This window comes from Pseudomonas sp. E1MeOHC2, assembly GCF_058745025.1.
In genome coordinates, this window is record NZ_CP196675.1 from 578,533 (window position 1) to 596,364 (window position 17,832).

General features: G+C 65.5%; 7 protein-coding genes. 3 read left to right on the top strand and 4 right to left on the bottom strand.

Annotation, left to right across the window (positions count from 1 at the left end; all coding sequences use genetic code 11):
- Positions 1-198: 198 nt before the first annotated feature.
- A complete protein-coding gene (locus ACSSU5_RS02525) occupies positions 199-13,152 on the bottom strand; it encodes a non-ribosomal peptide synthetase (protein WP_492560527.1) in 12,954 nt (4,317 codons plus the stop codon).
- A 304-nt stretch (positions 13,153-13,456) separates the two neighbouring features.
- On the opposite strand from ACSSU5_RS02525, the gene ACSSU5_RS02530 reads away from it, so the two are divergent.
- Positions 13,457-13,987: an RNA polymerase factor sigma-70 gene (locus ACSSU5_RS02530; RefSeq protein ID WP_201207791.1), complete on the top strand. Its 531-nt coding sequence runs from the start codon at positions 13,457-13,459 to the stop codon at positions 13,985-13,987.
- A 41-nt stretch (positions 13,988-14,028) separates the two neighbouring features.
- Here the strand turns inward: ACSSU5_RS02530 and ACSSU5_RS02535 are convergent, their stop codons facing one another.
- The gene (locus ACSSU5_RS02535; RefSeq protein WP_492560528.1) at positions 14,029-15,042 is read right to left on the bottom strand and encodes a GNAT family N-acetyltransferase; all 1,014 of its coding nucleotides are present in this window, start codon (positions 15,040-15,042) and stop codon (positions 14,029-14,031) included.
- A gap of 62 nt (positions 15,043-15,104) precedes the next feature.
- Positions 15,105-15,905: a substrate-binding periplasmic protein gene (locus ACSSU5_RS02540; RefSeq protein WP_492560529.1), complete on the bottom strand. Its 801-nt coding sequence runs from the start codon at positions 15,903-15,905 to the stop codon at positions 15,105-15,107.
- Positions 15,906-16,076: 171 nt separating this feature from the next.
- Between ACSSU5_RS02540 and ACSSU5_RS02545 the strand changes: the two genes are divergently transcribed.
- Positions 16,077-16,628, top strand: a complete 552-nt coding sequence (locus tag ACSSU5_RS02545; RefSeq protein ID WP_264312288.1) for a 3'-5' exonuclease — start codon at positions 16,077-16,079, stop codon at positions 16,626-16,628.
- A gap of 75 nt (positions 16,629-16,703) precedes the next feature.
- Positions 16,704-16,988 carry a pyrimidine/purine nucleoside phosphorylase gene (gene ppnP, locus ACSSU5_RS02550; protein ID WP_043203870.1) on the top strand — a complete coding sequence of 95 codons (285 nt, stop codon included), beginning with the start codon at positions 16,704-16,706 and terminating at the stop codon, positions 16,986-16,988.
- A 114-nt stretch (positions 16,989-17,102) separates the two neighbouring features.
- Here the strand turns inward: ppnP and ACSSU5_RS02555 are convergent, their stop codons facing one another.
- Positions 17,103-17,795 carry an alpha/beta family hydrolase gene (locus ACSSU5_RS02555; protein ID WP_264312287.1) on the bottom strand — a complete coding sequence of 231 codons (693 nt, stop codon included), beginning with the start codon at positions 17,793-17,795 and terminating at the stop codon, positions 17,103-17,105.
- Positions 17,796-17,832 lie beyond the last annotated feature (37 nt).

The following is a 17,832-nucleotide window of genomic DNA, read 5'->3' on the forward strand; positions in this document are numbered from 1 at the left end:
CCCTTGGCGCATGGCTGGAAATAGAAGAAGAGCAAATGCTTACCCTTCGATATCCAATGGGACAAACAGGGGGCGCGCGCCAATGACTCAGGAGTGATTGGCCCGAAACAAATGTGGGAGCGGGCTTGCCCCGCGAAGCGCCGCGTGGGCGGCGCTCGATTTCCGCCGCCCTGCAAAACTCAAGGCGAAACCCTAACCCTACAGCCCCTCGAGCTCCGCCATCAGGTCACTAAGCCGGTCGACCTTGTCGTCATCCAGCACACTCCCCTGCAACCCCTCCACATACACCGCCAGCTCCTCCACCGTGCTGCACTCGAACATCGCCCGCAGCGGTACATTCAACTGCAACTGCTTCTGCACCCGCGAAGCGATCTGCGTGGCCAGCAGCGAATGCCCGCCCAGCTCGAAGAAGTTGTCGTGTACCCCCACCCGTTCAGCCTTGAGCACATCGGCCCAGATACCGGCCAACACCGTTTCCAGCTCGTTGCGCGGCGCCTGGTAGGCTTGGCTGTGCTGCCCGCCGATATCGATGGCCGGCAGTGCCTTGCGGTCGAGCTTGCCGTTGGCGTTGTGCGGCAGGCTGTCGAACCAGCCCCAATGCAGGGGCACCATGTACTCGGGCAATGCCGCGCGCAGACGCTGCTTGATCTGTTCGAGCAACGCCGCATCAGGGGTGACGCCCTGGTGGGCCACCAGGTAGCCGACCAGATGTTTGCCGTTGACGCCTTCCTGCACGCCAACTGCAGCATCACGGATCTCGGCTTGTTCGTGCAGACGCGCCTCGATCTCGCCCAATTCGATGCGATAGCCGCGGATCTTCACCTGGTGATCGATCCGGCCCACATACTCCAGCACACCGTCCGGACGCTGGCGCGCCAGGTCGCCGGTGCGGTACAGGCGCTCGCCCGGCGCGCCATGGGGATGCGGGATGAAGGCCATGGCGGTACGCACCGGGTCGCCGACATAGCCACGGCCCACGCCGGTACCGGCAACACACAGCTCGCCAACCGCGCCCAAGGGCACCAACGCCTGGTCCTCGCCGAACAGATACAGGCGGTTGTTGTCGGTCGGGGTACCAATCGGCAGGTAACTGCCGCGAGTGGACTCGACATCGACACGGAAGAACGCCACGTCGTCCGAGCACTCCGCCGGGCCGTAGGCATTGACCAGGCCGATATCGGGGTAACGCTGCAGCCATTGCGCGGCCAGCTCCGGTGGCATGGCCTCGCCGGTCGGCAGCATCCAGCGCAGGCCGTCGAGGGCCTGGTGATCGTTGGCCAGCATGCCCTGGATCAGCGACGGTACGCTTTCCAGCACGGTGATGCCGGTGGCCTGGACATGTGCCAGCAGGCCCTGCGGATCATGGGCGATGGCATTGGGCACGATCTCCAGCCTGGCGCCGAACAACGGTGCGGCCAGGAACTGCCAGACCGAAATGTCAAAGCTCTGCGAAGCGGTCTGGGCGATCACGTCCTGTTCGCTCAGGGCCAGGTAAGGCACCTTGCTGAGCTGGTTGTTGAGCATGCCGCGCTGCTCGACCATCACCCCTTTGGGCAACCCGGTGGAGCCTGAGGTGTAGATGACGTAGGCGAGGTTATCCGGCCCGCTTTGGATACCGGGGTTGTGGCTGGCGACGTTGCTTGCCTGGATGTCTTCCCACACCAGCAACTTTGGCCGCGCCACACCACCCAGTTCGTCGAGCAACTGCCGGCCCTGCTCGGCACAGGCCGCGCTGCACACCAGCACCGGTGTGCGGCTGAGCGCGACGATGCGCTGCAGGCGCGCGGTCGGCAGGCCAGGGTCCAGCGGCAGGTAACCGGCACCTGCCTTGAAGCTGCCGACGATCATGCCCAGCAGCGGCAAGCCGCGTTCGGCCAACAGCGCAACCGGCTGATCGACTGTCACGCCAGCGCCGATCAAGGCATGGCCCAGGCGGTTGGCCGCAAGGTTCAGGCCCGCGTAGTCAAAAGACGCCTCAAGGCAACGTGCCACGGTGCGCTGCGGGTGCGCAGTGACCTGTGCTTCGAACTGCTCGACATAGCTCTGCTCCAGCGCGTAGGCGTGCTCGGTGCGGTTGCAGTCTTCAAGCAGGAAGCGTTGTTCTTCGGCACCCAGCAGCGGCAGGTTGCTCACCTCCCCTTCGAAGCCCTGCACCAACGCCAACAGCAGGCGCTTGAACTCGGCCAGCAGACGTTCGACGGTCGAAAAGTCGAAGTAGCGCTGGTCGAACGACAGGTGCAGGCCCAGGTCATCACCGGGGTAGCACACCGCCGTCAACGGGAAGTTGGTGTGGGTACGGCCCGAGTCGGAGCTGGCGTTGAGGTGCTGCGCATGGTCGAGCACCGCAGTTTCCACCGGCGCGTTCTCGAACACGAACAGGCTGTTGAACAGCGGCTGGCCCTTGGGCAGTTCGCTGCATTCCTGAATCGCCACCAGCGGCAGGTACTCGTACTCGCGCACTTCCATGTTGTGCTCAAGCAGGCCTTGCAGCCACTGGCGCACGCTGCAGCGCTCGCCTGCCGTTGGCAACTGCACACGCAAGGCGATGCTGTTGATGAACAGGCCGACGGTGCGCTGCATCTGCGGCATGCTCACCGGGCGCCCGGCCACGGTGACGCCGAAGGCCACGTCGCGCTCGCCGCTGTAGCGGGCCAGCACCAGGGCCCAGGCCGCCTGGGCGAAGGTGTTGATGGTCAGCTGATGGGCCTGGGCCAGTTCACGCAAACGCACACCGTCACTGATGTCCAGGCGGGTGTAGCAGTCGCCGACGATCATGCCGTCACCGGCGTGGTCGTGGCGCAACGGGCGGTCACTGGGGACCGCCGTGGCCCGTTCGAAGCCGACCAGGTTGGCCTGCCACCACTGGCGCGCTTCGTTCAGGTCCTGGCGTTGCAGCCAGCCGATGTAGTCACGGTAGCGCGGCGGTACCGGTAACTGGGTCGGGCGGCCTTCACCCAGGGCCTGGTAGACCTCGAAGAAGTCGTTCATCAGCAACGAGCGGCACCAGGCATCGATGAGGATGTGGTGGTTGCTCATCATGAACCAGTAGCGCTCATCGGCGACCCGCACCAGGCGCAGGTGGAACGGCGCTTCTCGCAGCAGTTCGAAACCGGCCTCACGCTCTTGCTTGTGCAAGGCTTGCAGGCGCGCTTCCTGGGCGCTGTCGTCGAGGCCGCGCCAGTCTTGGTAATCCACTGCCGTCTTGCCCGGCTTGTGGATAATCTGCAGCATCGCCTCGCCGGCGTTCCAGCTGAACGACGCCCGCAGTGCCTCATGACGCGCCACCACCGCCTGCCAGGCCTGGGCGAAGCGTTCGGGGTCGAGCGCGCTGTTGATGCGGTAGCGGTCCTGCATGTAGTAGATGCCGGTGCCCGGCTCCAGCAGGGTGTGCAGCAGCATGCCTTCCTGCATCGGTGTCAGCGGGTAGACATCGTCGATCTCGGCGGCGGCGACCGGCAAGCTGTCGATCTGCTCCTGGGTCAGGTGCGCCAACGGGAAGTCCGATGGCGTGAAGCTGCCGTTGCCGTCGGCCAGGCAATGGCCGACCAGTGCCAACAGCTCCTGGCGGTAGCCTTCGGCCAGGGTGGCGATGGTCTGCTCGTCGTAGCGTTCGGCGCTGTAGGTCCAGCGCAACTGCAGGGCGCCGGCATAGACCTGGCCATCGACACTCAACCAGTTGGGCAGCGGCGCCTCCAGGTCATGGGCCAGGCCCACCGGTGCGTCCAGCGGCTGGAACAGCGCATCGGCGTCAAACTGCTGGTCGAACTGCCCCAGGTAGTTGAAGGTGATCCGTGCCTGCGGCAGTGCGGCCATGCGCTCACGCCCGGCCTCGTCGGCCAGGTAGCGCAGCACGCCATAGCCCTGGCCTTTGTGCGGCACTTGGCGCAGTTGCTCCTTGACCCGTTTGATCGAGCTGGCGCGAGCGGCATCGTCATCACCCAGCACCGGGCAAAGGCTCAGCGGGTAGGCGTTGGTGAACCAGCCGACGCTGCGGGTCAGGTCCATGTCCTCGAACAGCCCGTCGCGGCCATGGCCTTCGAGCTGTACCAGCACCTCGCCGTCACCACTCCAACGGCACAAGGTTCGGGCCAGGGCCGTCAACAGCAGGTCGTTGACCTGAGTGTGGTAGGCCGCCGGCGCCTGTTGCAGCAACTGTCGGGTCTGCTCGGCATCCAGGCCGATGGCCAGGGTACGGGCGTGGCGGTGCAGGTTGCCGCCCTGCGGGTGATCACACGGCAGTTCGTGGCGCACCGTGCCGAGCTGGCCGTGCCACCAGTCCAGCTCATCGCGCAGCGAATCGCTACCGGCATAGCTGGCCAGGCGTGCGGCCCAATCGCCCAAGGTGTGGGTCTTGGCCGCCAGCGACTGGCCACGGTACAGCGCCTGCAAGTCTTCAAGCAGCACGCGCCAGGACACACCATCGACCACCAGGTGATGGATCGCCAGCAGCAAGCGTTGGCGGCCCTGCCCGTCCGTCACCAGCAAGGCGCGCAACAGTGGGCCTTGTGCCAGGTCGAGGCTGCGCTGCAAGTCGGTGTACAACGCCTGGCACTCGCCGAAGTCGGCGACCGTGGCCGCCCACAGCAACGACGGAGCGACAGGCTGGGCGTACTCGGCCTGCCAGCGGCCATTGGCCTGGCTGAAGCGCAGGCGCAGGGTGTCGTGATGCTGCACCAGCGCGGCCAGGGCCTGCTCCAGGGCGGCGCCATCCAGAGGCTGACGCGCCTCCAGCAACACCGCCTGGTTCCAGTGCTGGGGCTGGGCCACTTCGCTGTCGAAGAACCAGTGCTGGATCGGCGTCAGCCCGGTTTGCCCCTGGCGCAGGCCCTGCTCGATGCTGCTTGGCGCGGCGCTCAGGCTGACCACGCTGGCCAAGGTCTGGATGGTCTGGTGCTGGAACAGGTCACGCGGGGTGAACTGCAGGCCCAGCTGACGGGCACGGCTGACCACCTGGATCGACAGAATCGAGTCGCCACCCAGCTCGAAGAAGTTGTCCTGCACGCCGACACGGGCAACGTTGAGCACATCGCGCCAGATGTTCGCCAGCTGCGCCTCCACTTCGCTGCCTGGGGCCTGGTAACGCTGCTGCGCCTGTTCCAGGTCCGGCAGCGGCAGCGCCTTGCGGTCGAGCTTGCCGTTACCCATCAGCGGCAGGCTGTCGAGCAACACCAGGTGCGCAGGCACCATGTAGTCCGGCAACTGCTGACGGGCATCGGCCTTGACCGCTTCGCGCAGCGCGGCCTGGGCCTCGCTGCCAGCGCCGGCCTGCTTGCACACCAGGTAACCCACCAGTTGCTTGCCGCCCGGCAAGTCGAGGGCCAGGACCACCGCCTCATCGACATCGGCATGCGCCTGCAGGCGGCTTTCAATTTCGCCCAACTCGATGCGGAAACCGCGAATTTTCACCTGCTGGTCGGCACGGCCGACATACTCCACCAACCCATCGACGCCCAGGCGCACCAGATCGCCGGTGCGGTACAGGCGCCCACCCTCGGTGCTGAACGGGTCGGCCACGAAGCGCTCGGCGCTCAGCCCCGGGCGGTCGTGATACCCCTGGGCCAGGCCGGCACCACCGATGTACAGCTCGCCGATACCACCTTGTGGCAGCAAGGCCAGGTCCTCATCGAGGATGTAGGCACTGCGCGTGCCGATCACACGGCCAATCGGCACGCTGCCCATGTCAGCCGACAGCGTTTGTGGGGCCAGGCAAGCCAGCGGCATGACCACGGTTTCGGTCGGGCCGTAGGCGTTGAAGAACTGCTGCGGCGCGAACGCCTGGCGAATGCGCTGCAGGTGCTCGCCGGTCAGCGCCTCGCCGCCGGTGATCACCAGGCGCACCGGCAACTGCTCGCCCTGCCCGGCCAGGTACTGGGCCAACTGGCTGCCGTAGCTTGGGGTAAAGCCAAGGATGCTCACCTGCTGCTCACGCACCAGCTGGCAAATCTCTTCAGCGCCCCACTGGCCCTGAGCCCGTATCACCACACGGGCACCACACAGCAGTGGGGTCAGCAGGCGTTCGCTGGCAGCGTCGAAGTTGATCGAGTAGAAGTGCAGTTCGCAGTCATCGCTGCGCATGCCGAAGGCCTCGATCACGGCCTGGCAGTGCATGGCGATTTCACCGTGGCTGACCACCACGCCCTTGGGCTTGCCGGTAGAGCCTGAGGTGTAGATCAGGTAGGCCTGATGCTGCGGCAGGTTGAGGTTGTCCAGCGCGGCATCGCTGAAGGCCGACAAGCTTGCAGCATCGTCTTCCAGGCTCCAGCACGCCACCCCGACGGGCAGCTCGCCCAGGCTTTCGAGCAGTGCGCGTTGGCTGAGCAGCAGGCCGATACGGCTGTCTTCGATCATGTAGCGCAAACGGTCGAGGGGGTACTCGGGGTCGAGCGGCACATAGGCACCGCCCGCCTTGAGGATGGCCAGCAGGCCGATGACCATTTCCAGCGAGCGCTCCAGGGCCAGGCCGACGCGCACCTGCGGGCCGACCCCGCGCTCGCGCAGGGCGCGGGCCAGGCGGTTGGCCCGCAGGTCCAGCTCGGCGTAGCTCAGGTGCTGGCCAGCGAAGGTCAGCGCAGGGGCGTGCGGTGTGCGCGCAGCCTGGGCGTCGAACAGGCCGTGCAAGGTCTGGTCGAGGGCGAAACCCTGCTCGCCCTGCAACTGGCCCACCAGCACCTGCTGCTCGCCCGCGCTCAGCATCGGCAGCTCGCACAGGCGCTGTTGCGGGTCGTCCAACAGGCCGACCAGCAACTGTTGCCAGTGTTCGGCCATGCGCGCAATGCGCGGCGCGTCGAACAGGTCGCGGCTGTAGGTCAGGCAGCAGCCCAGGCGGCCATCAAGGTCGGTGACTTCAAGGTACAGGTCGAACTTGGTGGCACTGGCGTCGTTGACCAGGTAATCGACCTGCATACCGGCCAGCTCGCGGCTTTGCTGGAACGCCCAGCGCTGCACGTTGCACATCACCTGGAACAACGGGTTGTAGGCACTGCTGCGCGGTGGTTGCAGGGCTTCGACCAACTGGTCGAAAGGCAGGTCCTGGTGCGACTGGCCTTCGATGGCGGCCTGGCGCATCTGCTCCAGCAGCATGGCGGCGGTCATCTGGCCATCCAGTTCGCAACGCAGCACCTGGGTGTTGAGGAAGGCGCCGATCAGCCCCTCGCTCTCCGGGCGGATACGGTTGGCCACCGGCGCGCCGATGCGCAGATCACGCTGGCCGCTGTAGCGGTGCAACAAGGCCGCCAGGGTGGCCGTCATGGTCATGAACAGGGTCAGCCCGCGCTGGCTGTTGAAGGCGTGCACGCGGGCCACCAGCGCTGGGTCGAGCTCGAAGCGGTACAACTCGCCACGATGGCTCTGCACCGCTGGGCGCGGGCGATCGGACGGCAATGCCAATACCGGGTGCTCATCGCCCAAGCGGGCTTTCCAGTAGGCCAACTGCCGAGCGCCTTCGCCGCTTTCCAGCCATTGCCGCTGCCACACGCTGTAGTCCAGGTATTGCACCGGCAGCGGCGTCAGTGGCGATTCGCGATCATCGACAAAGGCTTCGTACAGCTCGCCCAGCTCGCGGGCGAAGATGTCCATGGCCCAGCCTTCGGTGACGATGTGATGCAAGGTCAGGACGAAGTAGTGCTCACGCTCCTCGGCCTTGACCAGGCAGGCGCGCAGCAGCGGGCCGCGCTCCAGGTCGAACGGCTGGTGTGCCTGGTCGTCGGCCAGCTGTTGCAGGCGTTGCTGGCGGGCCTCGGCGGGCAAGGCGCTGAAGTCCTGCCAGTCGAGCTGCAGGCCACTGTCTTCGGCCACGCACTGGTACGCCACGCCGTCGATGCTGGGGAAGGTGGTGCGCAGGGTTTCGTGACGCACGATCAGTGCCTGCAACGCGCGTTCGAACGCGTCCACGTGCAGCGCGCCACGCAGGCGGGCCATGCCGCCGACGTTGTAGGCGGGGCTGTCTGGCTCCATCTGCCAAAGGAACCACATGCGCTGTTGCGAGTACGACAACGGCACCGCCTGGCGGCGGTCGACGCGGGCGATCTCGCCTTGCAGGTTATGCTCGCCGGCAGCCCGGATGCGCGCGATCTCGATGCAGAAAGCACCCAGCTCACTGGCCTCGAACAGCACTTTGAGCGGCAGCTCGACATCGCACGCCTGACGGGTTCGCGAGACGATCTGGGTGGCGAGCAGCGAGTGGCCGCCCAGGGCGAAGAAGTCGTCCTGCAGGCCTACACGCGGCAGGTTCAGCACTTCGCGCCAGATAGCGGCGACCTGTTGCTGCAACGCACTTTGCGGCTCGACATGCTCGCGCTGTTGCCACACCGGGGCGGGCAGCGCCTTGCGATCGACCTTGCCGCTTGGGCCCAATGGCAAGTGTGCCAGCGGGATCAGTTGCGCCGGCACCATGTAGGCCGGCAGTTGCTCGGCCAAGGCGGCCAGCAGTACAGCCGGTTCGGCCGCACCGCTGTAGTAGCCGACCAGTTGCGCACCCACGGCGTCCTTATGGATCAGCACCAGTGCCTGCTCGACACCTGGCAGCGCCAACAGGCAGGCCTGGACTTCCTCGGGCTCGACGCGGAAACCGCGCACCTTCACTTGCTGATCGAGACGCCCAAGGTATTCCAATGCCTGCAGTTGGACTTGCCAGCGGGCCCGGTCACCACTGCGGTACAGACGCTGGCCGTCGCCATCGGCCAGGGGCACGAAGCGCTCGGCGGTCAGGCCCGGGCGGCCCAGGTAACCGCGGGCCAGGCCTGCGCCGCCCAGGTACAGCTCACCCGGCACGCCGGGGGCGGTCAGTTCCAGTTCAGCGTCCAGCACACGGCACAGCACGTTGCCCAATGGGCGGCCGATCGGCGAACGCTCGCCGTCCTCGGCCTGGCAGTGCCAGTGGGTGACGTTGATCGCGGTTTCGGTCGGGCCATAACGGTTATGCAGTTGCACCTGCGGCAGCAATTGCAGCACCCGGTCTCGCAGGCTGGCCGACAACGCCTCGCCCCCGGAGAACAGCCAACGCAGGCTGGTGCATGCCGCTGCCTGCGGCTCCTGCACAAACACCTGCAACAGCGGCGGCACGAAGTGCAACGTGGTCACGCCATGCTGCTGCACCAGTGCGGCTATGCGCTGTGGGTCGCGGTGTTCGCCAGGGCCTGCCAGCACCAGTTTGCAGCCGGTGATCAGTGGCCAGAAGCATTCCCACACCGAGACGTCGAAGCTGATCGGCGATTTTTGCATCAGCACGTCGCTGTCGTTCAGCGCGTAGGTGGCCTGCATCCATTGCAGGCGTTCGGCCAGGGCCGCATGGGTATTGCCCACGCCCTTGGGCTGGCCGGTGGAGCCCGAGGTGTAGATCACGTAGGCCAGGTTGTCGCCGTGCAGGTGCAGGCCGGGGGCATGGCTGGGCCAGCTGTCCAGGTGCAACTGGTCCAGGGCGATGGCGCTGACGCCTTCGACCTGCGGTAGCTTGCCCAGCAGGCCGCTGTGGCTCAACAGCAGGCTGGCATTACAGTCGCCGAGCATGTAGGCCAGGCGCTCGGCCGGGTAGTCCACGTCCAGCGGCACGTAAGCGCCGCCGGCCTTGAGGATGGCCAGCAGGCCGACCAGCAACTGCGGCGAACGCTCGACGGCGATGGCCACGCAGGTGTCGGGGCCGACGCCTTTGTCACGCAGGTAATGGGCCAGGCGGTTGGCCTGCTGGTGCAACTCGGCGTAGTCGAGGCTGCCGCCCTGCCAGGCCAGCGCCGTGCGCTGCGGGGTCAGCCGGGCCTGTTCGTTGAGCTGCTCGACCAACAGACGCTGAGGCACCGCAGCCGCTGCCTGGCCCCAGCCGAGCAGCTGTGCGCGGTGGTGTTCATCGAGCAACTGCACCTCGCCCAGCGCTAGCTGCGGCTGGGCGCACACCTGCTCCAGCAACGCCAACAGGTGGGCGGCGAGGCGTTTTACGGTGCTGGCCTCGAACAGTTCGGCGGCATAGTCGAAGGCCAAAGTCAGGCGGCCTTGATGGTCCTCTTCGCTGTGCAGTTGCAGGTCGAACTTGGCTTCGCGGCTGTGCCAGGGCAATTCGTCGGCAAGCAGGCCAGGCAAGCGCCGCAGCGCCGAAAGGTCGCGCTGCTGGTGGTTGAACATGACCTGGAACAGGCCCTGCTCGCGGGCTTCGGGCAAGGCTTCGAGCAGTTGTTCGAACGGCAGGTCCTGATTGGCCTGGGCCTCCAGGGTGGCCTGACGGGCCTGGGCCAGCAGTTGCTCGAAGGGCAAGCGGCCATGCAATTGCGCACGCAGCACCTGGCTGTTGATGAAGAAACCGACCAGGCCTTGGGTTTCGAGGCGCGGGCGGTTGGCATTGGGCACGCCGACGCGGATGTCTGCCTGGCCAGTGTAGCGGTGCAGCACGCTTTGCCAGCCGGCCAACAGCACCATGAACAGGCTCGCCTGCTGCTCGCGGGCAAGGCCCTTGAGCGCTTCGGTCAGTTTGGCCGGCACCTTCAGGTGGTAGCGCGCCGCGCGTTTGTCACGCTGGCTGGCGCGGGGCTGGTCGGTGCACAGGTCAAGCACTGGCAGTTCATCACCCAGCTTGGCTTTCCAGTAGTGCAACTGGCGCTCGGCCTCGCCGTCGGCCAGCCATTGCCGTTGCCAGGTGCCGTAGTCGGCGTAACCCAGTGGCAGCGGCGCCAGGTTGGCCGTTTGGCCCTGGCAGTGCGCGGCGTACAGTTTGGCGAACTCGTCGAGCAAGATGTTCAGCGACCAGCCATCGGCGACGATGTGGTGCAGCGTCACCCACAGTTGGTGGTCTTCATCGTCCAGGCGCGCCAGGGTCACGCGCAGCAGTGGGCCTTGGCTGAGGTCGAACGGCTGCTGGGCCTCTTCCTCGCGGCACGCTGCAATCCGTTCGGCGGGCTGGCCTTCGAGGTCCAGGCGACGCAGGCTGAACGGCTGTTGCGGGTGAATCCGCTGCAGGGCTTGGCCATCCGTTTCGCTGAACACCGTGCGCAGCGATTCATGGCGTGCCACCAGGGCCTGGAAGGCAGCCTCCAGCGCGGCAACGTCCAGTTCACCGCGCAGGTGCAGGCCGGCCGGAATGTTGTAGGCCGCCGATTGCGGTTCCAGTTGCCAGAGCAGCCACAGGCGGTTCTGTGCCAGCGATTGCGGCACCGATTGATCGCGGCCCAGGGTGGTGATGGCATGGGCTTGGGCCCCGCCTTCAGCGAGGATCGCAGCGACCGCAGCGCTGTACTCGCCCAGCAGCGGGGCTTCGAACAAGCTACGCAGGCTCAGGTTGACACCCAGCTCATCCGCCAGGCGCGCCGTGGCCTGGGTGGCTGCGATGGAGTTGCCACCCAGCAGCAGGAAGTGGTCGTCCGCCGCCACGGCTTCAACCTTGAGCACGTCGCGCCACACCGCAGCGATACGGGCCTGCAGATCATCGACCACAGCGCCGCCTGCGTGTTGCTCGCAGGCCTCGGGGAAGCGCGCGTAACAGTCGAGGCTGCCATCGTCCATGCGCTGGCGGCAGGCCGAGCGTTGCAGCTTGCCGCTGGAGGTCTTGGGCAGTGCGCCCGGGTTAAGCAGCAGGACCACGGCCGGCGCCTGGCGGCAGGCATCGGCAATGACCTGGCGCAGGGTCTTGATCAGTGCCTGAGGGTCGACGGCTTTTTGCACGTTGCGGCTGATCTCCACCGCCACGCCGATGCCCTCCTCGCCCTGGTGGTCCACGGCAAATACCGCCACGCGGCCTTTGCGCAGCACATCGACTTCACGCTCCAGGGTCTTCTCAAGGTCTTGCGGGTAGAGGTTCTGGCCACGGACGATGAGCATGTCTTTCAAACGCCCAGTGACGAACACTTCACCCTCGCGCATGAAACCCAGGTCGCCGGTACGCAACCAGGTCTGGCCATCCCGCTCGACGAAGGTGCGGGCGCTGGCCTCGGGGTTGCGCCAGTAGCCCAGGGCGATGCTCGGGCCACCCGCCCAAATCTCACCGACCTGGTTGTCGCCCAGTTGTTCAAGGCGCTGGGGCTCGACAATGCGAACCGCATGCCCTGGCTGCGGGTAGCCACAGCTCATCAGCACGCTGCCGCTGCCGTTTTCGGCGCGGTTGGCAGCGAAGGCCTCGGCGTCCAGCGACAGGGCGCCGATGCCCTGGCCACGGCGGCTGCCGCTGACGAACAGGGTCGCCTCGGCCAGGCCATAGCTGGCGAAGAAGCTCTGCGGGTCGAAGCCACAGGCCTGGAACTTGTCGGCGAAGGTTGCCAGGCTGTCCTGGCGGATCGGTTCGGAGCCGGAATAGGCCACGCGCCAGCGGCTCAGGTCGAGCCCGGCGAGGGACGCCTCGCTGACCCGCTCGCTGCACAGACGGTAGGCGAAGTCGGGGCCACCGCTGATGGTGCCGCCGTACTCGCTGATGGCCTGCAACCAGCGCAGTGGCCGGGCGAGGAAGTAACCTGGCGACATCAGCACGCACGGCACGCCGCTGAAGATTGGCTGCAGCAAGCCGCCGATCAGGCCCATGTCGTGGTACAGCGGCAGCCAGCTGACGATGACATCGTCGGGGTTCACAGCAATGCCGAAGCCGTGACGGATCAACTGCTCGTTGGCCACCAGGTTGCCGTGGCTGACCTGCACGCCCTTGGGCAATGCGGTGGAGCCAGAGGTGTACTGGAGGAAGGCAATGTCGTCGCCGGCCAGGGTAGGTTCGCGCCAGGCATCGGCCAAGGCCGACTCAAGGCCATCCACGGCCAGCAGCTCGGGGGCGTTAGCTGCCGTCAGCGCCTCCAGGCCCTGCAGGCTGTCGTGCAGCGCGGCTACCGTCAGCAGCAGGCGCGGTTCGGCATCGTCGATGATCGACAGCAGGCGCTCCTGGTGATGGTGACGGGTGGATTCCGGTGGGTACGCCGGCACGGCGATAACGCCGGCGTAGAGGCAACCAAAGAACGCCGCGACATAGTCCGGCCCGCTGGGGAACAGCAGCACCGCACGGTCGCCGAACCCGGCGCGGGCCTGCAAGGCGGCGGCGATGGTGCGCGCGCGCCTGTCCAGGTCCCGATAGCTGAGCACGGCCTGCTCACCGGGAGCGTCGGCCAGAAAGCGCAGGGCTATCTTGTCCGGGGTCTGCGCGGCGCGTTGCGCCAGGGCCTGGACCAGCGAGAGCGGGAGTTCGAAGGCGTCCGTCATGGGGTGTTCCTGCCAGTGTCTGGTGAAGTCGGGCCGGCTGCGCCGCGCACGTCGGCGGGCAGCACTCGGCGGCCGGATGTACACAGGGGAACGGATGGGCGGGGCAAGAAATTAAACGGATAACGCAGTAGCAGGCAGGGCAAAAGGTGAACTGTTTCACGCCGACTGCTTAGAACCGAAACTTACAGATACTAATTACGTTTCGTATTTGACAATCATTATCATTCTGAATAGCTTGTCGCACGTCTCAGGAAGCTTCCCAACCTTGGGTGCCTCCCTTCCTCTCTGTGACAAGGTGATTTCCATGGCGGAACAACTATCCACAAGTAAGTGCGATTCACCATTACTCCAGGCCTTCGTCGACAATCGCAGCATTCTGGTCAAGATTGCTGCGCGCATCACCGGTTGCCGCTCACGCGCGGAAGACGTGGTGCAGGATGCATTCTTCCGGCTCAGTGCCGCCCCGCAGATCACCTCGTCATTCAAGGCGCAGCTGAGCTACCTGTTCCAGATCGTGCGCAACCTGGCCATCGACCACTACCGCAAGCAGGCGATGGAGCTGAAGTACTCCGGCAGCGAGGAGGAAGGCCTGAACGTGGTCATCCAGAACGCCTCGCCCGAAGCCACGCACATCAACCTGGCCGCCCTCGATGACATCGCCGAAGCATTGAACGAGCTGCCACAGCGCACCCGTTATGCGTTCGAGATGTACCGTTTGCATGGCGTGCCGCAAAAGGACATCGCCAAAGAACTGGGCGTATCGCCGACCTTGGTCAACTTCATGATCCGCGATGCCCTGGTGCACTGCCGCAAGACGGCCAATCGCCAGGCTTGAATGTTTGAATTAGCTGGGGGCGCGATGCGCCCCCAACACCCTCAGGCCAACGTGCACCGATCGAAAAACCGCTCCCGCCCCAGAATCATCAGCGCCGCGCGCTTGTGCGGGAAATCGAACTCTTTTTCGCAATGGAAGCACTGGTCGTGCATGTAGCCGATCATCTTGCCGTTGTCCGCACGCGGCTCGGCCACCACCCGCTGGGTGCGCGGGTCATCGAGGAACAGGTAGTGCACCAGCGCCGATAGCCAGCTGGCCACCTTGTGCGGCCCACGGTGCGACTCCTCCCCCACCAGCATGTGAATGCCCCGGTCGTAATCATCGGCCGCATAAAACGGCGCAATACGGTCCTCTTTCGCCCAGTACGCCTCGAAGTAGGCAAACGGCTCGTCGTCGAAACAGCCAATCAGCGTGAGGGTATGCGGGTCGGCTTCGAGCTTTGCCAGGTATTCGCGGTGCTGCTGCAACGCGCCGCTCTCCTGCCAGAACGCATCGACTCGCGGGTTGTTCTGCCAGCGGTTGAAACGTTCCAGGTCCTGGTCAATCTCCAGAGTGCGCAGCGAAACCCAGCTACCCAGGCGCGCATCGAAGCGCCGATACACTTCGCCACGGGGCTTGGGCGCCCGGCGCGGGTGGCGCTTGCCGTTGCTGATCTGCATCTGTTGCGGGTACACCCCGGTGACCGACTCGCCGAGCCAAGGCTGGGGCAACTGCCAGAACAGCGCACGTTCGCACAGGTACACGCCAGGCTGCTCGCCTTGCAGCAACAGGCCACTGACCAGGGCTTGCGCCGGCACCTCGGGCAGGTGCCAGGCCAGGCGCTGGCAGGCGACATCACGCGAAAGCAGCCAGTAACAGGCGGCCCACAACGCCAGGTAAGGGCGCTCTGGGCAAAGGCTTTGCACCTGCACCTCCAGGGTCGCGCCCTGGGCCAGGCGCAGCTGGATCAGTGGGCGCCCTTCAAGGGTCAGGCTCAGCCAGCTGTCGCCCTCATCGGCGCTGAGGTTGCGCCAGCGTGGCGGTGACAGTGGCTGCGAAGCGGCATCGAACGGCATGGTCTTGGCTCACGAAAATGAAGAGAAGGCTCACCCCTGAAACGTTGCCGCGACCCCGGAATTTAGTCGCGCGGCACCTGCACCGTGATCCGGTAAGGCTGGAAGATACGCGTCAGCTCGCCGTTCTCGCGCAGGGCACGCAACAGGGCCGCGAACGATCGCTCGCCAATGGGCGCACCGGGGCGCAGCAAGGCGTAGTGGTGATAGACCTGGTCGATTCGCTGCGAGGCGACCAACTGCGCCTGGCTGTCCGGGTTACGGTCCAGAAAGTCGCTCAGGTAGGAGCGCGTGACCAGGGCGATGTCGGCGCGGTCTGCCTGCACCATCAGCAGGTTGCTGTCGTGGGAGTAGGTCAGCGTCGCATTGAAGGCCTTGCGCAGGTAATCCGGGTCGGAGTTGAAACGGGCGAAGGCGTAGTGGTAGCCGTTGAACAGCGCCAGCCGCTTGCCGCGCAGGTCATCGAAGTAGTGCGGGTCACGGCCATTGGCCTTGCTGGCAACGAACACCTCGGCGTCTTCCAGGCCCATGTCCACCGTCTGATGGGCAATCTGCTGCCAGCCCCACTGCGGGTTCTCGAAGATCGCCATGTCGGTGCGACCCTGCTGAAAATCACCAAAACGCCGCTGAATCGACGTGGGTACCAGGACAAAATGGTAGCCCTGCTGGAAGCGGTTCAGGGCTTGGACCAGTTGCGGCAACAGGCCGGTGTCGGCCCCCTGTTCAGGGCGCACCGTGTAGGGTGGGAAATGCGCGGCACCGATCTTCACTTCGATCGCGTCGGCAGCCCAGCCCGGTATCGCCAGCCACAGCGCGGCCAGCATCAGCAAAGTGGGCAAGGCCTTTAAGCCGGGCGCTGGAGTCAAGACAGACACTCATCACGGTTCGTACCTGGTTGCGCCTAAGCTAGGCGTTTTCCTGGCAGGGCACAACTGCTGGTCGCTGGTCTTTACGCCAAAGCAGGCGGCAAAATGCCAGGGGGTGCCGTAAGGCCAGACTTTGGCTACGCTCTAGCAGGATCTGCAAGGGAGCCTGGTATGGGCCATTGGTTGGTGATCGACCTGGAAGCCACCACCGACGATGGTGGATGGCCGGTCACAGAGATGGAAATCATTGAAATCGGCGCAAGCCTGGTGACCCGCGAGGGCCGCGAAGTCGACCACTTCCAGCGCTTCGTACGGCCCCGGCGGCGGCCACAGCTGACGCCGTTCTGCCGTGAACTGACGCACATCAGCCAGGCCAGCGTTGACAGCGCCGCCGCCTTCCCTGAGGTGTGGGCACGGTTCGAACGCTGGCTGGGGCACCACCGCGGGCAGTTGCAGGCGTGGGTCAGCTGGGGGGACTACGACCGTCAGCAACTGGTGCAGGAATGGCAGCAGCACGGGCTCGACAGCCTGCTGCGCAACGTGCCGCACATCAACCTCAAGCAGCGCTTCGCCAAAGCCCGCCACCTGCAGCGGCCGACCGGCCTCAATGGCGCCTTGCAGCTGGCCGGCATGCACTTTTGCGGGCAGCAGCACAGGGCCCTGGAAGATGCGCGCAACACGGCCCGGTTGTTGCCCTTGAGCCTGCCAGCCAACGGCACCTGAAAGCAGATGACGACGGGGATGGCCTTGGGCATACTGGCCAGCCCTTTTTCATCCCCCTCTTTTCAGGAGTCGCCCATGTTCCAGGTCAACGAGTACTTCAACGGCACCGTCAAGTCGATCGCTTTCGCGGGCGAAGAAGGTCCGGCCACCGTGGGTGTGATGGCACCGGGCGAATACGAGTTCGGCACGGCCAAGCGCGAAATCATGCATGTGGTTTCCGGTGCCCTGACCGTCAAGCTGCCGGGTAGCGACAACTGGGAAACCTTCAAGGCCGGCGACAAGTTCAATGTGGCCGCTGACAGCAAGTTCCAGCTGAAGGTAGCGGTGGACACTGCTTACCTGTGCGAGTACCGCGACTAAACGCTGGGCTGCACCGGCCTCTTCGCGGGCAAGCCCGCTCCCACAGGGACATCACAAGCCTTGAGCCCTGTGGTAGACCTGTGGGAGCGGGCTTGCCCCGCGAAGAGGCCAGCACTATTTCGACAAGAACCCCGCCACTTTCTCAGCCGCCGCCTGCAAATGCTGCGCATGGCTGAACCCCGAAGCCTTCAACGGCTTCAAGTCATGATCCCCCGTCACTAGCCAGCTCACCTCGATCGCCGGTGACAGCGCATACCCCGCCACGGCCTCACGATTACCCAGCGCATCACGCTCGCCTTGCACAATCAGCGTCGGCGTCTTGAGCCCCGCCAGGTGCTCGACCCTGGGCTTTTCCGGCTTGCCCACCGCATAGAACGGATACCCCAGGCACACCAGTGCATCAGCGCCCAGCTCGTCCGCCACCAGGCTGGCCATGCGCCCGCCCATGGACTTGCCGCCAATGGCCAACGTCCCCGTGACCAATGGTCGCACCTGCCGGTACACCTCGCGCCAGCAATCCAGTAGCACCTTCTGCGGATTGGGCGGCCGCTTGCCGCCGTTTACCCTGCGCTCGGCCATGTACGGGAACTCGAAGCGAATCACCCCTACCCCAAGCGCCGCAAGCCTTTGCGCCATCTCGTTCATGAACTCGCTGTCCATCGGCGCACCGGCGCCATGGGCCAGGATCAAGCAGCCGTTGGCGCCGCCATCGCCTTGAATTTGCGCAAGATCGCAGCGCAAGCCTGGGACATTTCCGACCTTCGCCCATTGATCCCCGTCAATACCGGCACTTTGCCCATTAATCATGCTTGCCTCGCTATATAGCCTGCCAATAACCGTGGAT